This window comes from Halomonas sp. QHL1, from assembly GCF_001882345.1.
Classification (GTDB): Bacteria; Pseudomonadota; Gammaproteobacteria; order Pseudomonadales; family Halomonadaceae; genus Vreelandella.
Window position 1 is genome coordinate 3,075,934 of record NZ_MINL01000001.1, and the last position, 16,893, is coordinate 3,092,826.

A 16,893-nucleotide genomic window follows, 5' to 3' on the forward strand; every position below is an offset into this window, starting at 1 on the left:
TTATTTCTCCGTCTCGGTCAGGCCTTTCACAAACAGGCGTTGCATAAACAGAATCACTAATACCGGCGGCAGCGCGGCCATCACCACCGCAGCCATCACCAGGTGCCACTGGGGGTTCTCTTCCGAGGTCATGCGCTGAATGCCCATCACGATGGTGGTGTAGTCGGGGTCGGTAGTGATCAGCAGCGGCCAGAGGTACTGGTTCCAGCCGTAGATAAACATGATCACAAACAGCGCGGCGATATTGGTCACCGAAAGCGGTATTAAAATGTCTTTAAAGAACTTCATCGGCCCGGCGCCGTCGACCCGCGCGGCTTCGAGCATCTCTTCGGGAATGGTCATAAAGAACTGGCGGAACAGGAAGGTCGCGGTGGCTGAGGCAATCAACGGGATCGACAGCCCGGCAAAGCTATTCAGCATATTGAGGTCCGCCACCACCTGGAAGGTGGGGATAATGCGCACCTCAACCGGCAGCATTAGGGTGACGAAGATCAGCCAGAAAAAGAACATCCGAAAGCGGAAACGGAAGTAGACGATGGCGAAAGCTGACAGCAGCGAAATCGACAGCTTACCCACCGTGATCGCCATGGCCATGATAAAACTGTTCCACAGCATCTGGGCGGCGGGCGGTGAGTTAGCCGACGATACGCCCGATTGCCACATCAACTTATAGTTTTCGATCCCATGACTGCCGGGCAGCAGCGGTATCGTGCCGCGTAGCAAGTCCCCCGGCGCCTGGGTCGACGCCACCAGTGCGATATAGACCGGGAAAATCACCAGTGCCACGCCAATGATCAACACGGTGTGGGCGAAAAAATTGGCCCATGGGCGGTTTTCAACCATCACAACACTCCAACAAGGCCGGATTAACCGAACGTCTGTTAATAGTTAACGCGCCGCTCGATAAAGCGGAATTGAATCACCGTTAGCACTACCACAATCACCATCAGGATCACCGACTGAGCCGCCGAGGAACCCAGGTTGAGGCCCACAAAACCATCGGCGTAGACCTTGTACACCAAGATATTGGTCGACTGCGCCGGGCCGCCTTGGGTGGTGGTGTGAATAATGCCGAAGGTGTCGAACATGGCGTACACCACGTTAACCACCATCAGGAAAAAGGTGGTGGGCGTGAGCAGCGGAAAAATGATCGTCCAGAAGCGTTTTATGGGGCTGGCGCCATCAATAGAAGCAGCCTCAATCAGCGATTGTGGAATGGACTGTAAGCCCGCCAGGAAGAACAAAAAGTTGTAGGAGATCTGCTTCCAGGCAGCGGCTAAAATCACCAGCAGCATGGCGTCACTGCCCGAGTTGCGGTGGTTCCACTGGTAGCCGACCATTTCCAGCATATAGGGCACAATGCCGATGGAGGGGTTGAAGATAAACCACCACAAAACGCCCGCCAGAGCGGGGGCAATGGCGTAGGGCCATACCAGCAGCGTTGTGTAGGTGCTACGCGAACGGATCATCCGATTGACGGTGCTGGCGAGCAGGAGCGCTACCGACATCGATACCAGCGTGGTGCCCACGGCGAATACGGCCGTGACCGACAGCGAATTGAGATAGCTACCGTCACGAAATAAACGGGCAAAGTTCTCAAGGCCGACAAAAGTGGAGCGCAACCCAAAGGCGTCTTCGCGTAGTAACGACTGATACAGCGCTTGGCCTGCTGGCCAGATAAAAAAGATTAGGGTGATGATCACTTGGGGCGCCAGTAGCGCAAACGGCAGCCAGCGCCCCGGAAACGTCATGCGTTTAGTTTGCATGGGCAGCTCTAAAATTATTAGCAAATACAAGCATCAACAAACGAAAGCGCCGCCTGCTTTATAGGGCAGGCGGCGAAGTGAGTGCTTATTTACTGGTTGGCGGATTCAAAGTCGCGCAGCAGATCATTGCCGCGTTCCACTGCGTCGTCCGCCGCTTCCTGGCCCGATTTGCCACCGGTCATCACGGCTTCCATCTCTTCAGAGATAATGTCGCGAATCTGCACGAAGTTACCAAAACGGAGGCCTTTCGAATTTTCGGTCGGCTCGTTGAGGGTCATCTGTTTCAACGAAATATCCGCACCGGGGTTCTCGTCGTAGTAGCCCTGCTCTTCGCTCAAGTCCCAAGCGGCTTGGGTGATGGGCAGGTAGCCGGTCTGCTGGTGCCAATCAGCCTGTACTTCGGGTTGGGAGAGGTACTCAAAGAATGCTGCAATGGCTGCGTACTCGTCATCGCTATGCCCCTGCAGTGCCCATAGGGTGGCGCCACCGATAATCGAGTTTTGCGGTGCGCCGTCTACATCGGCGTAGTAGGGCTGCATGCCGAAGCCGACTTCAAACTCGGCGTTGGCCGCCACATCGGCGCGGGAGGCTGAGGAGCCAAAGAAGACGGCGCAGTCCTGAGAGTAGAACATCGGCTCAGAATCCGGCCCGGTGCCGGGGCCCGCCCAGCGGTAAATGCCCTCTTCCTGCCAGTCGTGAAGGTTGTCCCAGTGGCGGGCAACCAGCTCATTATTGAAGTTCAGCTCGGTGTCCATACCGCCAAAGCCGTTTTCTAGCGTGCCGAGCGGCGAGTTATGCATGGCGGAGAAGTTTTCCAGCATCACCCAACTCGGCCAGGAAGAGGTGAAACCACAGCTGGCCGCCCCGGATTCGACGATTTGACGAGACGCTTCGGCCAGATCTTCCCATGTTTCAGGGGGCTGCTCGGGGTCGAGGCCCGCCTCCTCAAACATGTCGCGGTTGTAATACATAATCGGCGTGGAGGAGTTAAACGGGAACGACAGCATGTTGCCGTTAGTGTCGGTGTAGTAACCGACGACGGCGGGCAGGAAGGCATCGTTATCGAAAGCGCGACCGTGCTCTTCCATCAGCTCATAGACCGGGTAGATGGCGCCTTCGGCGTTCATCATGGTACCGGTGCCGACTTCAAAGACTTGCAGGATATGCGGCTGCTCATTGGCACGGAAGGCGGCAATGGCACCGGTCATGGTCTCGGCATAGGTGCCGCGATAGCTGGGCGTAACCCGGTAGTCGTCCTGAGATTGGTTAAAATCCTCAGTGATGCCTTCAAGGATTTCGCCGAGTTGGCCGCCCATGGCGTGCCACCAACTAACTTCCGTTGCAGCCTGGGCGGATAGGCTTAGGCTCGCAGTCGCCACACCAACGGCAAGCGTGTGCAGTGTAAAACGTGACATAACAGCTCCTTGTGGGCCTGAATTCGATCAGGCGTGCAATGCGTTTGTTAAGTTTTTTTGGATGCACTGAACAGTAGAAAGTGTAGGTGACGTTTTGATGAATGCGAGGTGAATACGCAATGACATTCAACGCTAAGGAAGCACTGTAGGTTTAACTTGATGGGAGTGTTAGGGTTAGTCGTAAGTCATTCTGGAAAGAGAACATCATGTCCCACGCCATTAAGTTGCTCGAAAAACTGGTCGCCTTCGACACTACCTCCAGCGAATCCAATTTGGCGCTGGTTGAGTACGTTGAACGCTATTTGGCTGAGTATGGCGTTAGCGCTGAACGCGTGATGAGCCCTTGCGGGACCAAAGCCAATCTGGTGGCAAGAATTGGCCCGGAGGCGCCGGGCGGCGTAATGCTTTCCGGGCATACCGATGTAGTGCCCGTGGCGGGCCAGCCGTGGTCGAGCGATCCGTTTAGCCTACGCGATGGCGGTGATGGGCGCCTTTATGGGCGTGGCACCTGCGATATGAAAGGGTTTATCGCCTGCGTACTGGCCATGGTGCCCAAGTGGGTTGAGGCGCCTTTGCAGCGGCCGATTTATCTGGGCTTCTCTTACGATGAAGAGATCGGCTGCGTGGGGGCACCAAGCCTGATTAAGCGCTTTTACGAGCACTACTCCACCACCGCCCATGTGATTGTCGGCGAGCCGACCAGCATGCAGCCAGTGGTGGCGCAAAAAGGGGCGACCAACTTGCGCACCACGGTGGTAGGCCGCGAAGCTCATAGCAGCCAGGTCAATCAGGGCACCTCTGCCATTCATGTGGCGGCAAGATTGGTGACCTTTATTGAGGACACCATGGCGGCGTTGGTGGAAGAAGGGCGCGTCGATGAGGCCTTTAATGTGCCTCACACCAGCCTACACGTTGGCAAAATCAAAGGCGGTACGGCGATTAATATTATGGCCCGTGAGTGCCAGTTTGAGTGGGAAATTCGACACCTGCCAACGGACACCTTCGACGAAATATATGCCCGGTTTGAGGCGTTTTGCGCGCAGCTAAGCGCTGAACTGCAGGCCAAGGGCAAGCACGTTGAAATTACCACTGAGCCCCTTAACGTCACGGTGCCAGGTCTGGCCGACCGGGATAACGATCAGGTGCTTCGCTTAGCCAAAGACCATCTGCCTAGCGCTTGCTGCAATCACGCAGTGGCTTACGCCACGGAAGCGGGGCAGTTCCAAGGGCAGGGTTTACAAACCATTATTCTCGGCCCCGGCAGCATCGCTCAAGCGCATCAGCCCGATGAGTACATCGATATTGAGCAGCTTGAAGCGTGCGAGGATTTTCTAGCCAAAATGAGCAGTGCGCTCGAAAGGCCCGCTTAAACTGGTTAGGGCCATCCAAGAAAAATCCCACCCTTTAAAAGGAGTGGGATTTTTTTATACCGTGCCAATTTAAATCAATTTAATGCTGAGGGTGTTCTTCAAACAGCTCAGCTTTGGCATGGCGCATCACATCTTCGCACGCCTGCTGTTGGGCTAACTGCGTTAGCAGGCGCTGAGTTACTTCAAAGCCCTTGCCTAAGCAAGTATCGACTTCCTGTGGGCTAACCGCTGGCGTCACTCGATAATCGATTTTTACCGTGCGTCCACCACCTTCCAGCCGATCCGCAACTCCCCTGAGTCTCCACGCGATTCTCTCTTTCCAAGTTGCTGATTCTTCCGCGCCTTCGTTTACGCTAAACGTGCACTGCCATTCCGGTTTAAAGACCTTCATAGGAGAACCTCCAAAAATTTTGGAAAGAATGATCGATCGTGTTTCGTACCCCATCGTCTGAATGTATTGCCCCACCACTATATACCTAACGCAGCATAAATATCGAAACAATAGTGATACACGCCGAGCGACGCGCATAGGACGTATCGGTTAGGCTATTGAAGATGTGACTAAAGAGCTTTTTTATGACCCGCACAACTGAACTAAGTTGCCCCTGTGGTAGCCAATTAACGCTTGATACGTGCTGTGGCCGCTATCATCAAGGCGAACGTGCCCCCACACCTGAAGCTTTGATGCGCTCTCGCTATTCGGCTTTTGTATTAGGATTGAGCGACTACTTGCTGGCGACATGGCACCCCACTACCCGACCTGCAGAGCTGGCGCCTGATCCGAACGCTGAGTGGAAATCGCTATCTATCGTCTCCGCAGAGCCGCCGCTCGACAATAGTGGCTATGTGCATTTTCGTGCCTGTTTTTATGAGAGCGCGCGTGAGCATAAGCATGAGCGTGGTCGAGAGCCAAAAGGCTGGCATGTCTTAGAAGAAGTGTCTCGCTTCGTTCAAGAGCAGCAACGCTGGTGGTATATCGATGGCACGCCCACCCTTACCCGCTTAAAACCACGCCGAAACGACCCATGCTTATGTGGTAGCGGGCGTAAATTAAAGGTATGTTGCGGTGAGTAGGCGCAAAGCGCTAAGCAAAATGAGGCAAAAAATGAGCCCGCAACAGGGATTAGCGTTAAGACATAAAAGGGGAAATGGTGGCTTAAGTAGGCACTTAAGAATAGCGCTTACGGGGTGGCTGGGAGCGTGGTTATGCATCTGGAGCTTTGCTACGCTGGCAGATAAGCCCTATCCCACCAACAATATTTCGCTGGTTGTTCCATTTGGTCCCGGCGGTGCCACCGATGTACTGTTTCGTGAAATAACGGCAGAAGCACAGGCCTATCTTGATACCTCTATTATGGTCGTTAATATTGCGGGCAGCGGCGCGACACGTGGCTCTCAAGTCGTTAAAGAGGCCGATGCCGATGGCCATACACTGCTTGGTAGCCACCAAACCATAGACCTTGCTTACTTTGCGGGACTCTCCGCTTATTCTCATCATGCCTTTGCGCCTGTCGCCCTACTCACGCGAACAGTCAATATACCCGCTACTTATGCCGGTCACGCTGCTCAACGCGCCAGTGATATTCCGGCGTTAGTCGCAGAACAAGACGAACCGTTGATGTTTGGCGTGATCCCAAGCTCCACTGACCACTTATTTTGGCTGCACTTCTTTCATAAAACCGGTATCGACACCCAAGAGATAGCGTTTATTCACTACCCTGACACCGGGTCACAAGTGGCCGCATTACTTGCTGGTGAGGTCGACTTCGCGATGCTTAACTTGCCTTCAGCAAGCCAGTTATTTGCTACCAATGCACTTACGCCGCTGGGCGTGGCCGGTGAGGATAGATTAACGGGGCTGCCATCGATCCCTACGTTAAAAGAGCAGGGAATTGATTTAGTGAACACGACGGATCGCGGCGTCTTTGCACCGTTGAACACTCCCCCCGAAAGATTGGCGATACTGGCTAATGCCTTTGAGCAGGCATTGGCTCAGCCGACGCTGGCGCGCACTATTGAGCATAGCCATGGTTCCCTAATCGATTTCCGTCCACTTAACGACTATCTCGATTATCTTAACCATCAGTACACGCTGTTGAAGTCACTGTCGGAAAGCGTCGCGTTTGAACGTTAGCCGTCAGTGTCGTGCTAAGTAGGAGTTCCGTAGTACATGCCAATTAATACCCGTGATTTGGCGTTGGAAACACTGCTCTTGATGGTCGCATCAGCGCTACTTTTTATGGGCGTGGCGGGGCTAGTGTTTGGAATGGGTGCTCAGTACGCGCTGTTCGCAGTGTCATTGGTACCTGACGCAGCCCTCTTAACGTTGCTGTTAGGTGTTGGCCTGCTGGCAGCATTGCAGCATTGGCGTAAGTTGCGCGTGATCTGTGCTTATTTTTTGATGGCCATGCTGGTGTATACCCTGGTGCACAATCAATGGGCGGGCGGGCAGCAGGGATCCTGGTTAACCGGCCAGCTGCGGATTACTTCGATAGCCGCTTTGATGCTACTAGCAGTCGCGCTGTGTTTATTGATTGGGTTTGCTACCTTTCGGCGCCGGTGTCTATGGCTGGCGACTGGTACTGTTTTATGGCTCTTCTTAGGCCTAGTCATTGTACGTTTATGGAGTGGTGTCGAAGTAGAAAGCCCGCTGTTTTCCTCATCACCTGTGGCAGTGGTGGTTTTCGCTGTGCTGCTGGGATCCGCTTTGGTCGCCATTGGAGGGCGTCGACAGCCAGAACGCCTTAATCCGGGCCGTTGGGCTGTCGTTGCGGCGTTAACCGGCGTGGCCATTAGTAGCGTTGTGTGGCTGCTACTCAGCATGCAGCAACATTCAGCCACGCATCAACAAGCCATGTACCTACTGGATAATGTACAGCTCAATGCCGAACAGGCGATGCGTACCCGTTTAGACCAGATGCAGCGTATGGCCGAGCGCTTGGATGCAGCGGGAGGTGATGTTGACGCGGCCTTATTGACCCAAGATGCCCAGAGTTATCTCCGCGACATGCCCAGCTTAAAAGCCATAATGCTACTCAGTGAAGAGAAACAACGCTTGTGGTCGACCACTCGCACCACTAATGAGCAAATGTGGCTTGAACAGCAAATAACCAAGCCGCGAGTAACGAACTGGTTGAGCGTTCCGCTTGGCCAGCCGCGCTTAATGATTCCAGATGCGACTCACCCCCAGCGGATACTGCTGACGATCCTTACCCAGAGCAGTAACCAGCAGTTGCTGGCGACGTTTGATATCTCGCAAATGCTCAATAATGAGCTGCGAATGGCGCTAGGGCCTTTCCAAGTCAGTATTAATCGTGGCACAGAAACGCTGCTTATACTGCACCCAGCAGGGTTTAGTGCTGACCCCGTGTTAACGCCAGATATGGCGCTGGCATCGCGGCGCGCTGGCTTGCCGGGAGGGGTCAACTTCACATTACACGCCTACCCAGGTGCCCATTATAACTGGTATATGATGAGCTTTATGCCTGTCACCGTTGCCATGGGAGGGCTGCTACTCAGCTGGCTATTGGCATTTAGTTTAGGGTTGGTGGGCGTAGGCATCGCACGCACTAGAGAGCTAACCGCGGCGCAGCTTTCACTGGCAGAGAGCGAACAACGCTACCGCTCGCTTTTTACCTATCATCCTGATGCGGTGTTTTCACTGGATAGCGAAGGCCGCTTTGTTACCGCTAACGCGAGTTGCGTTACTATCACCGGCTATACGCAGAGCGAAATTCTAGATCAGCATTTTACGCATTTTATTAATGCTGACGACAAAGAGCGTGTCGATCAGCATTTTGCAATTGCCATCCAGGAAAAGATTACTCGTTTTGATCTCTCTATTCTTGATCGTAACGGGGAGTCCCATCTTTTAGATGTGATTGCCCTGCCGATTAGCATCAATAACAACGTTGTCGGCATCTACGGCATTGCTCAAGACGTGACTATCAGCCGCGCTCAGCAAACACAATTACGCACCTTGGAGCGCAGCGTTGAAGCCAGTGTTAACGGGGTGCTGATCGCTGATGCCAATCTGCCTAATATGCCCATCCTGTATGCGAACAAAGCGTTTACCACCATGACGGGCTATACGCAGGAAGATGTTATTGGTCACAACTGTCGGTTTCTGCAGGGCAGAGATAGCGATCCTGCCATTGTGGCGAAAATGCGTCGTCACTTGGCTGAACAGCGTGATGTGCACGTGACCCTGTGCAACTATCGTAAAGATGGTACGCCGTTTTGGAACGATTTATATATTTCTCCAGTGCGTGATCAAGAGGGACGCGTTACCCATTTTGTGGGTGTTCAACACGATATTTCTAAACACAAGGCGTACGAAGCGCGGCTGGCTTATCACGCAAGCCATGACGACTTAACTCGATTACCTAATCGTGCGCTGTTTGAAGATAAGCTACTGGCGCAATTTACCCTTTTACAGCAAGGCGAACTGCGATTAGCGGTGCTATTTGTTGACTTGGATGATTTCAAACCGATAAACGATAATCTCGGCCATGCCGTAGGGGATCGGGTGTTAATCGAGGTGGCTAGACGCCTGCAATCTACCTTAGGGCCAAAGGATACAGTGGCGCGGCTAGGTGGCGATGAGTTTGTGATTTTACTTGCCGATATCGAAGAAGAAGCACAGGTCGTAGAGCGTGTAGAGTGCATGTTAACGACATTGGCGCGGCCTTACTGCCTCGACGAACAAGAGCTTTACCTCACCGCCAGTATTGGCATTGCGCTCAGTCAAGACACTACCCTGCAGCCGCAAATGCTGATTCAGCAGGCAGATATGGCGATGTACAAAGCCAAGCAGCAGGGCCGTAACGCCTATGAGTGGTTTACCGAGGCCTTTACCGACTCAGTTAGCGAGCGGATGGTATTACGCAATGACCTGCAAGAAGCAATCGAGCGGGAGGCCTTCCAGCTGCATTATCAGCCATTGATCGACCAGCGTGGTCAGTTGGCGGGCGTTGAGGCTTTGCTACGCTGGCAACACCCGAGTAAAGGGTGGATTTCACCATCACTCTTTATACCGCTCGCTGAAGCCACCGGCCAGATCATACCGATTAGTGAATGGGTGCTTAAACGTGCTTGCTTAGATATGCAGGCGTTAACCTTAGGCGGGTTAGGCCCCGTTCAAGTCGCTGTTAACCTATCACCGCTTCAATTTAACCGTGCTAGTTTTCTGACCACGCTGCGCCAAACGTTGTTAGACACGGGGTTACCGCCGGAACAGTTATCTTTAGAACTGACCGAAGGAATCCTGATGGATAATACCGAAGCGGCGATTGATACCCTTCAAGCGCTGCGGAGTATGCAGATAAGTGTATCGATCGATGATTTCGGCACCGGCTTTTCAAGCTTAAGCTATTTAAAACTCCTGCCGATCAGCACAGTAAAAATAGATCGTAGCTTTATCCGCGAGCTTACCCATAGCGGCGATGATGCCGCCATCGTGCAAGGCATTATTTCCATGGCGCACCACCTGGGGCTAAGAGTGGTAGCGGAAGGCGTCGAGACTGAAGAGCAGCATCTACGTTTAATGGCCTATCAATGCGATGTATTTCAAGGTTTTGGGCTAGCGAAGCCGATGTCAATTGAGGCCTTAAAAAACTTTATAGCCTCGCTATCGACCGATTCAATACCCTATTACGAGGCAAACGAGTGACTAGCTTGCCAAGCGATAGCCAGCTTGCCGAAAAGCAGTGGTATGTTTATTTGTTGGAGTGCCAGCGCGGTACCTACACGGGCATTACCAATAACCTAGCGAAGCGCTATCAAGCGCACTGCACAGGCAAAGGGGCGCGCTATACCCGTGCAAATCCTCCTGTTGCGCTGCTGGGCGCCGAACCGTTTGAAGACCGCGCCGCCGCAAGCCGGGCTGAATATCAGTTAAAGCAACAAACGCCGAGCCAAAAGCGCTGCTGGGCCAAGCAGTGGCCTGTACAATTAGCAGCTAACTAGACTCTTTTCCGTTAGGCGTAGATTAAGGAACCCACATGCTAACGTTTTACTCAGAGGACAGCCGTTTGCGCCAAGCGCGCACGGAATTACACGACGGCGCGTTGGTGACCCCGTTTGAGTGCCCCGAACGCCTTGATCTAGTGCTTAAGCATCTTCGTCAATCCGGCCTTGGCGATATTCGTACCCCCAGCGCCTATGGGTTAGCGCCGGTATTAGCAGTACATGATAAGGATTACGTGACGTTTTTAGCCAACTGTTGGAAAGAGTGGGGCGCAGCCGGGCACGAGGGTGAGGCGATTCCCAATATTTGGCCAGCCCGTACCATGCGCAGTGACCGCATTCCGCACTCTATCAGCGGTCAGTTAGGTTACTACGCGCTGGCAGCGGAAACGTCGATTTCAGAAGGTACTTTTGAAGCTGCCATGGCGAGTAAAGACGTGGCGTTAGGCGCGGTAGAACATACGCTCCACACCGGCGAACCTAGTTTTGGTTTATGCCGACCACCGGGTCACCATGCCGCTTTTGATCAGTTTGGCGGGTACTGCTTCTTCAATAATGCGGCCATTGCTGCCCAACGAGCGCTGGATGCAGGCAAGCGCCGGGTTGCCATTCTTGACGTTGACTTCCACCACGGCAACGGCACTCAGCAAATTTTCTACAAGCGTGACGATGTACTATTTATCTCACTACACGGCGACCCGGAAGTCACCTTTCCTTACTATTTGGGCTACGCTGATGAAAACGGCGAGGAAAGAGGCGAGGGCTTTAACGTCAATTACCCATTGCCGCCGGGCACCAGCGTTACCACGTGGATGGCCACACTTGAGCAGGCCTTGGCGAAAATTAACGCCGCAGAGTGTGAGTGCCTGATTGTATCGCTAGGGGTCGATATCTTTGAAGGTGACCCAATAAGCGCCTTCACCTTTACCAGCGCTGATTTCATCGCCTTAGGTGAGCGCTTGGCACAAGCAGGCCTGCCTTGCGTATTTCTGATGGAAGGAGGCTATGCGGTAGATGAAATAGGTGTCAATGTAGTCAACGTGTTACAAGGTTTTGAACAGGCCTCATGAAAAGGTCTGGAACAGCATCTAAACAAGGGTAAAGGTTAACCGTGACAGCGGCCCCTAAATCGGGCAGGCTATCGCCCTTTCAACGGGGCAGGGAGCTCAAGCGTGGCAGTGTATGGTGGAATTCAGGAACATGAACTAGAGCGTTGGCTTAATGCGTTAACCAACGCCGCCTATGACCGACGCTGCCCGCTGGCAAAAGTGCACGGTGGCAATGCCCGTGCGCGTACCGCCCGTCAAGACCTCCTTCACCTGGCAAACGACTACCGCTGCGGTGAGACTAGCCGCGAAGAGAGTGCCGCCGCCCTGGGACGCTGGTGCCAAACCTGCCTTTCCGAGGCAGAATGGTACGTGCTGGTCGGCACCCGCCAAGCGCCTTCCCAGCCGCAAAGCCCAGGGGCGTTAAGTGAAGAAGAGCGAAGCCTCACCGTACTCAAGCAGCACCGGGTGGGGTAAAAACGCTCTTAACGCCTAGCCCCTTATACTCCATGACGGCGTAACCGTCGCACTGTTATAATGGATAAATGAACAGTGCTTTCGCTACGCCTACCGCCTCGCTCGATGACCCCTTCTATTACCTGACGAACTTTCGCTTCGTCTTGGCCTGGGTGGGGGAGCGCCACGCTGATCTGCTTGCAGCAGACGAGCTGGCCTTTCTTGAACAGTTCAAAAGCTTACCGCAGGCTTCTCAAGCGCTGCTAGTACGCATGGTAATGCGCAAAGGTGAGCTGTTTCGACTCAGCAAATTAAGCTATGCCGAGGTCGGTGACAGTCCCGCCGCAATAGCACCATTGATCGCGTTGGGCTGGGTCGAAAGTGATCCTGCGCTTAGCATTGATGAGTTGTTTAACCAGCTACGCCTTGCCGAGCTACGTCAGGTGTTTGCCGACGAGATACGCGCCGCTGGGCTTAGCGCCTCTAGCGCCAAAACCGTGCTCTACGACACGCTGGCAAGCCAGCTCACACACACCGCTACGCTACAGATCTGGTGGGCCAACGCGCCTGACCGTGTGGTGCGCCTCACCGTAATGAATATTTGCGACCGCCTGCGGCTGATGTTCTTCGGTAACCTGCGCCAGGACTGGGCCGAGTTCGTGTTGACCGAGCTTGGCCTTCAGCGTTTCGAGTCGGTGCCTTTTACCCTGCAGTCCCGCGCTTTCCAGTCGCGCCAGGAAGTGGACACTTATTTAGCGCTCCATCGTCTGCGCCAACGTCTGGACGTCGGCGAGCTGCCCGCCGATCTACATCTTGAGGTGCCGCCGCCCGCGGATAACCGCTGGCTGGCCACGCGGCGTGCACGGTTATTGCTGCAGTTGGGTAGAGAGGCGGAGCGTAGCGGAGACTCGGCGCTGGCGTTGAAACTATATAGCGAGTCAGGCAGTAGCGAGGCGCGCATTCGGAAATTGCGTGTATTGGAGCGCCAAGGCGAACATCTAGCGGCTTTTGAGCTGGCGACCCAAGCGCTTAATAGCAGCCCCAACGAAACCGAGCACCAGGCGCTGACGAGGATTCTGCCACGCTTGCAGCGGCGGCTTAAACTGCCTGCTGAGCCGAGCGACCCCGAACCCGCCCATGAGCGCTGGGACTTATCATTGCCTGGGCCGCAGTGGGTTGAACGCGCCGTGGTGGAGTCTCTTAGCGAACCCCAGGCGCCGGTCTGCTATGTGGAAAACAGTCTACTCACTGGGCTGTTTGGTCTGCTCTGCTGGCCCGCGATTTTCGACCCGCTGCCGGGTGCTTTCTTCCACCCCTTCCACAATGGCCCGGCGGACTTATACCGCGACGATTTTGTGGCACGGCGGCGAGGCGCCTTCGATGCCTGCCTGGCGCGCCTGGAAGACGGCAGCTACCAAGAGGTGATTCGATCGACCTGGCGGGAGAAACACGGCCTGGCGTCCCCCTTTGTGCACTGGACAATTGTTGATGAACCGCTGGTTGAGCTGGCGCTGGCGTGTATTCCCGCCGAACACCTGCGCCTGTGTTTCGAACGGCTACTGGGTGATCTAAAAGCCAACCGGGCCGGGCTGCCGGACTTGATTCAATTTATGCCCGATGCGCCCGTTGGTGAGCCACGCTATCGGATGATTGAGGTCAAAGGCCCCGGTGATCGGCTACAGGATAACCAGCGCCGCTGGCTGACGTTTTTTCACCGTCACGAGATACCCGTCGCGGTATGTTACGTGCGGTGGGCGGAAAGCGACGAGCGACCGGCATGAGCGCGACCTACCGCGTGGCGGTGCGGGCGCTGTGTGATTTCACTGCCCGAGAGGGTGATCTCGATCACCGCTTTACCCCGGCGCCCAGCGCGCGGGAAGGCATCGAAGGGCACACTCTCGTCGCCAGTCGGCGGGGGGAGGGCTATATCGCCGAACTGCCGCTCTCGGGTGCTTTTGAAGGGCTGCGAGTCACCGGTCGCGCCGATGGTTTTGACCCCGTGGCCAATCGCTTGGAAGAGATTAAAACCCACCGCGGCAGTTTAGAGCGCATGGCGGATAATCAGCGTGCCCTCCATTGGGCCCAGGTCAAGGTATACGGCGCGCTGCTCTGCAAAGCGCGCGGCTTGGAGCGCATTACGCTGGTGCTGGTGTACCTGGAGATCGCCAGCGGCAAGGAGACCCTAATCAGCCAGGACGCCACTGCCGACGAACTCCAGGCATTCTTTGTCGAGCAGTGCCAACGCTTCCTCGCCTGGGCAGAACAGGAGGCCGTTCATCGTCAGGATCGCGATAGTGGCCTGCAGGCCCTGCGCTTTCCCCATGCTGCGTTTCGCCCCGGTCAGCGTGAACTCGCCGAAGACGTTTATAAAGCTGCCAGCACCGGACGCTGCCTGCTCGCCCAGGCGCCCACCGGTATAGGTAAAACCATGGGCACGCTGTTTCCCATGCTTTCGGCCATGCCACGTCAGCAGCTTGATAGAATCGCCTTTCTCACCATGAAAACCCCCGGCCGCCGCTTGGCGTTGGATGCCCTGGCAACACTTCGAGAAGAAGACCTTCCTCTGCGTGTATTGGAACTGGTGGCGCGTGAGAAGGCCTGCGAATACCCCGATCGCGCCTGCCACGGCGAGTCGTGCCCATTGGCAGCCGGTTTTTACGACCGCCTGCCTGCCGCCCGCCAAGCGGCTGTGGATCAGGGTTGGTTAGATCGCGCCGCGCTGCGCGAGGTGGCGTTGGCCCACGATGTTTGCCCCTACTATCTAGGTCAGGAGCTGGCGCGCTGGGCGGATGTGATCGTCGGCGACGTTAACCACTGGTTCGATAGCCACGCGCTGCTGCATGGATTGGCCCAAGCCAACGACTGGCGGACTGGCGTGCTGGTCGACGAAGCGCATAATCTGGTGGAGCGCGCCCGCGGCATGTATAGCGCCGAACTCGATCAGCAGCGTTTTAACCGGGTGCGTCGCGCTGCCCCAAAGCCGCTCTCCCGGCCCTTAGGTCGTTTGGCTCGCCAGTGGCAGGCCGCGATTAAAGAGGCGGGGCTGGAAGAGGAGGGCGAGCCGGGGAAGCCGGCCTATCGACTGCAAACGGCGCTGCCCGAGAAGCTTGTAAACGCTGCCCAGCAGGTCGGTGCTGCGATTACCGATCACTTGGGTGAGCACCCCGAAGACGCCAGTCTAGAACTCCAAGAACTGCTATTTGAGGCATTGGCGTTTTGCCGCTTGGCAGAGCACTTTGGCGAGCATTCGCTGTGTGACCTTATCCGCCAGGGCCGCGGACGGGCGGTGCTGGGTCTCCGCAATCTGATACCCGCCGATTTTCTGGCCCCGCGGTTTAAAGCAGCCCATGCAAGCGTGCTATTTTCGGCAACACTAACCCCCGCTCACTACTATCGGGATCTCCTCGGCCTGCCGGAAAACACGGTATGGCGGGAAGTGTCGTCCCCCTTTGCTGCGCGTCAGCTTGAGGTGCGTATACGCAGCGATATCTCGACGCGCTTTCGTGATCGGGATGCCTCAATCGATCCCATAGTGGCGACCTTGGCGCAGGAGTATCAGCGCAAGCCCGGCCACTATTTAGCGTTTTTCAGCAGCTTTGCCTACCTGGACGCAACGCTGGCGCGGTTTCGCGAGGCGCACCCGGAAGTACCTGTTTTCAGCCAAACCCGCGGGATGCCGGAAACGCAGCGCGAGGCGTTTCTGGCGCGCTTTACGCCCGGGGGGAAAGGCATCGGCTTCGCGGTGTTGGGCGGTGCCTTTGCGGAAGGTATCGACCTACCCGGCGATCGGTTGATCGGTGCTTTTATCGCCACCCTGGGGCTGCCGCCGTTTAACGATTTTAACGAAGCGCTTAAAGCACGCCTAACCGCCCGCTTCGGGCAAGGCGACGACTACACCTACCGCATACCCGGCATGATTAAAGTGGTGCAGGCCGCGGGTCGCGTTATTCGCAGTCCAGAAGATCAAGGGGTTGTGGTATTAATGGATGATCGTTTTGCCCAGGCCAGCGTGCGTGCGCTATTGCCAAGCTGGTGGTCGCTGGGCAACCCCACCCCCCTAATTTAGGACCCTTACGCGAGCCAATGACAGATCTACTCTGGTACCAGTATGCGTTGATCGGGCTAATTTTTGCCTGGAGCGGTTTTGTGCGAACCAGCCTGGGCTTTGGTGGCGCCGTGCTGGCGCTGCCTTTCCTGCTTTTGGTCGTCAACGAGCCTCTGGTGTTCTTGCCGATTATCGCCATTCATCTGCTGATTTTCTCCAGCTGGATCGCCTGGAGCGGGCACCGGCAATTGCAGAAAGCGGGTGTTGGTACCACGTCGCCAGAGAGTAATATCGATTGGGGCTATCTAACTAAAGCCTTGAAAATCATGATCATCCCCAAGCTGGTCGGGGTGGTAGGGCTGTTGACGCTACCCGCACAGGTCATGACCAGCATCATTTTCGGCATTGTGATCATCTATGCCATTGGCTATGTGCTGAACAAGCCGTTCAAGAGCAAGAACAAGTACGTTGACTACGTTCTGCTGGCGCTCGGCGGCTATGTCAGCGGTACTTCGCTGATTGGCGCGCCGTTGATTGTGGCGGTGTTCGCCACCCACGTGGCCAAAGAGCAGCTACGGGATACCATGTTTGTGCTGTGGTTTATCCTAGTGGTGATCAAGATGGTCTCGTTTTTGATCGCGGGGGTGGATCTGCAGTTAATCCACCAGCTGTGGCTGCTGCCGTGTGCCTTTATTGGCCATTTGGTGGGCGAGAAAGCCCACCGCTATATGCTAAAAGCGGACACCGGGCTGTTCTTCCGTGTGCTGGGCGCGGTGCTGATTCTGGTTAGCGTGGTGGGGTTGATTCACCCGCCTGCATAATCAGAAG

The 16,893-nt window shown here is 55.3% G+C and carries 14 protein-coding genes; 10 read left to right on the forward strand and 4 right to left on the reverse strand.

The annotated features are described in order from the left end of the window. The 3 genes from ugpE to ugpB form a co-directional block, all read right to left on the reverse strand. Nucleotides 1-843, reverse strand: a complete 843-nt coding sequence (ugpE, locus tag QHL1GM_RS14175) for a sn-glycerol-3-phosphate ABC transporter permease UgpE (protein WP_071695040.1) — start codon at nucleotides 841-843, stop codon at nucleotides 1-3. A gap of 38 nt (nucleotides 844-881) precedes the next feature. Beyond that, a complete protein-coding gene (ugpA, locus tag QHL1GM_RS14180) occupies nucleotides 882-1,766 on the reverse strand; it encodes a sn-glycerol-3-phosphate ABC transporter permease UgpA (RefSeq protein ID WP_071695041.1) in 885 nt (294 codons plus the stop codon). Nucleotides 1,767-1,855: 89 nt separating this feature from the next. Beyond that, a complete protein-coding gene (gene ugpB / locus QHL1GM_RS14185) occupies nucleotides 1,856-3,181 on the reverse strand; it encodes a sn-glycerol-3-phosphate ABC transporter substrate-binding protein UgpB (RefSeq protein WP_071695042.1) in 1,326 nt (441 codons plus the stop codon). Between the two features lie 206 nt (nucleotides 3,182-3,387). Here ugpB and argE point away from each other — a divergent pair, with 206 nt between their 5' ends. Further along, nucleotides 3,388-4,551, forward strand: coding sequence for an acetylornithine deacetylase (gene argE / locus QHL1GM_RS14190; RefSeq protein ID WP_071695043.1), 1,164 nt, complete (start codon nucleotides 3,388-3,390; stop codon nucleotides 4,549-4,551). Between the two features lie 79 nt (nucleotides 4,552-4,630). Here argE and QHL1GM_RS14195 read toward each other — a convergent pair whose 3' ends face one another. Continuing rightward, a complete protein-coding gene (locus QHL1GM_RS14195; RefSeq protein WP_071695044.1) occupies nucleotides 4,631-4,942 on the reverse strand; it encodes a hypothetical protein in 312 nt (103 codons plus the stop codon). A 185-nt stretch (nucleotides 4,943-5,127) separates the two neighbouring features. Between QHL1GM_RS14195 and QHL1GM_RS14200 the strand changes: the two genes are divergently transcribed. From QHL1GM_RS14200 to QHL1GM_RS14240, 9 genes are all read left to right on the forward strand, one after another. Continuing rightward, a complete protein-coding gene (locus tag QHL1GM_RS14200) occupies nucleotides 5,128-5,625 on the forward strand; it encodes a YchJ family protein (RefSeq protein WP_071695045.1) in 498 nt (165 codons plus the stop codon). A 31-nt stretch (nucleotides 5,626-5,656) separates the two neighbouring features. Continuing rightward, on the forward strand, nucleotides 5,657-6,685 hold the full coding sequence (locus tag QHL1GM_RS14205; protein ID WP_083571036.1) for a tripartite tricarboxylate transporter substrate binding protein: 1,029 nt from the start codon (nucleotides 5,657-5,659) through the stop codon (nucleotides 6,683-6,685). Nucleotides 6,686-6,721: 36 nt separating this feature from the next. After that, nucleotides 6,722-10,222 carry a bifunctional diguanylate cyclase/phosphodiesterase gene (locus QHL1GM_RS14210; protein ID WP_071695046.1) on the forward strand — a complete coding sequence of 1,167 codons (3,501 nt, stop codon included), beginning with the start codon at nucleotides 6,722-6,724 and terminating at the stop codon, nucleotides 10,220-10,222. Continuing rightward, nucleotides 10,219-10,518, forward strand: a complete 300-nt coding sequence (locus tag QHL1GM_RS14215) for a GIY-YIG nuclease family protein (RefSeq protein ID WP_175540386.1) — start codon at nucleotides 10,219-10,221, stop codon at nucleotides 10,516-10,518. Before QHL1GM_RS14210 ends, QHL1GM_RS14215 begins: the two co-directional genes overlap by 4 nt. Nucleotides 10,519-10,553: 35 nt before the next feature. Next, entirely contained in the window at nucleotides 10,554-11,588 is a 1,035-nt protein-coding gene (locus QHL1GM_RS14220) for a histone deacetylase family protein (protein WP_071695047.1), read from the forward strand. Nucleotides 11,589-11,690: 102 nt separating this feature from the next. Further along, nucleotides 11,691-12,041 (forward strand): hypothetical protein, encoded by a 351-nt coding sequence (locus QHL1GM_RS14225; protein ID WP_071695048.1) that lies wholly within the window; start codon nucleotides 11,691-11,693, stop codon nucleotides 12,039-12,041. A gap of 68 nt (nucleotides 12,042-12,109) precedes the next feature. Continuing rightward, the gene (locus QHL1GM_RS14230; RefSeq protein ID WP_071695049.1) at nucleotides 12,110-13,801 is read left to right on the forward strand and encodes a VRR-NUC domain-containing protein; all 1,692 of its coding nucleotides are present in this window, start codon (nucleotides 12,110-12,112) and stop codon (nucleotides 13,799-13,801) included. Beyond that, nucleotides 13,798-16,086 (forward strand): ATP-dependent DNA helicase, encoded by a 2,289-nt coding sequence (locus QHL1GM_RS14235; RefSeq protein WP_071695050.1) that lies wholly within the window; start codon nucleotides 13,798-13,800, stop codon nucleotides 16,084-16,086. Before QHL1GM_RS14230 ends, QHL1GM_RS14235 begins: the two co-directional genes overlap by 4 nt. A gap of 17 nt (nucleotides 16,087-16,103) precedes the next feature. Next, entirely contained in the window at nucleotides 16,104-16,886 is a 783-nt protein-coding gene (locus tag QHL1GM_RS14240; RefSeq protein WP_071695051.1) for a sulfite exporter TauE/SafE family protein, read from the forward strand. Nucleotides 16,887-16,893: the final 7 nt, after the last annotated feature.

What these genes read in the sequence shown, in the direction of transcription:
- ugpE (WP_071695040.1), bottom strand. Translation starts at nt 843, where the DNA reads ATGGTTGAAAACCGCCCATGGGCCAATTTTTTCGCCCACACCGTGTTG.
- QHL1GM_RS14205 (WP_083571036.1), top strand. Translation starts at nt 5,657, where the DNA reads ATGAGCCCGCAACAGGGATTAGCGTTAAGACATAAAAGGGGAAATGGT.
- QHL1GM_RS14195 (WP_071695044.1), bottom strand. Translation starts at nt 4,942, where the DNA reads ATGAAGGTCTTTAAACCGGAATGGCAGTGCACGTTTAGCGTAAACGAA.
- ugpA (WP_071695041.1), bottom strand. Translation starts at nt 1,766, where the DNA reads ATGCAAACTAAACGCATGACGTTTCCGGGGCGCTGGCTGCCGTTTGCG.
- QHL1GM_RS14240 (WP_071695051.1), top strand. Translation starts at nt 16,104, where the DNA reads ATGACAGATCTACTCTGGTACCAGTATGCGTTGATCGGGCTAATTTTT.
- ugpB (WP_071695042.1), bottom strand. Translation starts at nt 3,181, where the DNA reads ATGTCACGTTTTACACTGCACACGCTTGCCGTTGGTGTGGCGACTGCG.
- QHL1GM_RS14235 (WP_071695050.1), top strand. Translation starts at nt 13,798, where the DNA reads ATGAGCGCGACCTACCGCGTGGCGGTGCGGGCGCTGTGTGATTTCACT.
- QHL1GM_RS14220 (WP_071695047.1), top strand. Translation starts at nt 10,554, where the DNA reads ATGCTAACGTTTTACTCAGAGGACAGCCGTTTGCGCCAAGCGCGCACG.
- QHL1GM_RS14210 (WP_071695046.1), top strand. Translation starts at nt 6,722, where the DNA reads ATGCCAATTAATACCCGTGATTTGGCGTTGGAAACACTGCTCTTGATG.
- QHL1GM_RS14230 (WP_071695049.1), top strand. Translation starts at nt 12,110, where the DNA reads ATGAACAGTGCTTTCGCTACGCCTACCGCCTCGCTCGATGACCCCTTC.
- QHL1GM_RS14200 (WP_071695045.1), top strand. Translation starts at nt 5,128, where the DNA reads ATGACCCGCACAACTGAACTAAGTTGCCCCTGTGGTAGCCAATTAACG.
- argE (WP_071695043.1), top strand. Translation starts at nt 3,388, where the DNA reads ATGTCCCACGCCATTAAGTTGCTCGAAAAACTGGTCGCCTTCGACACT.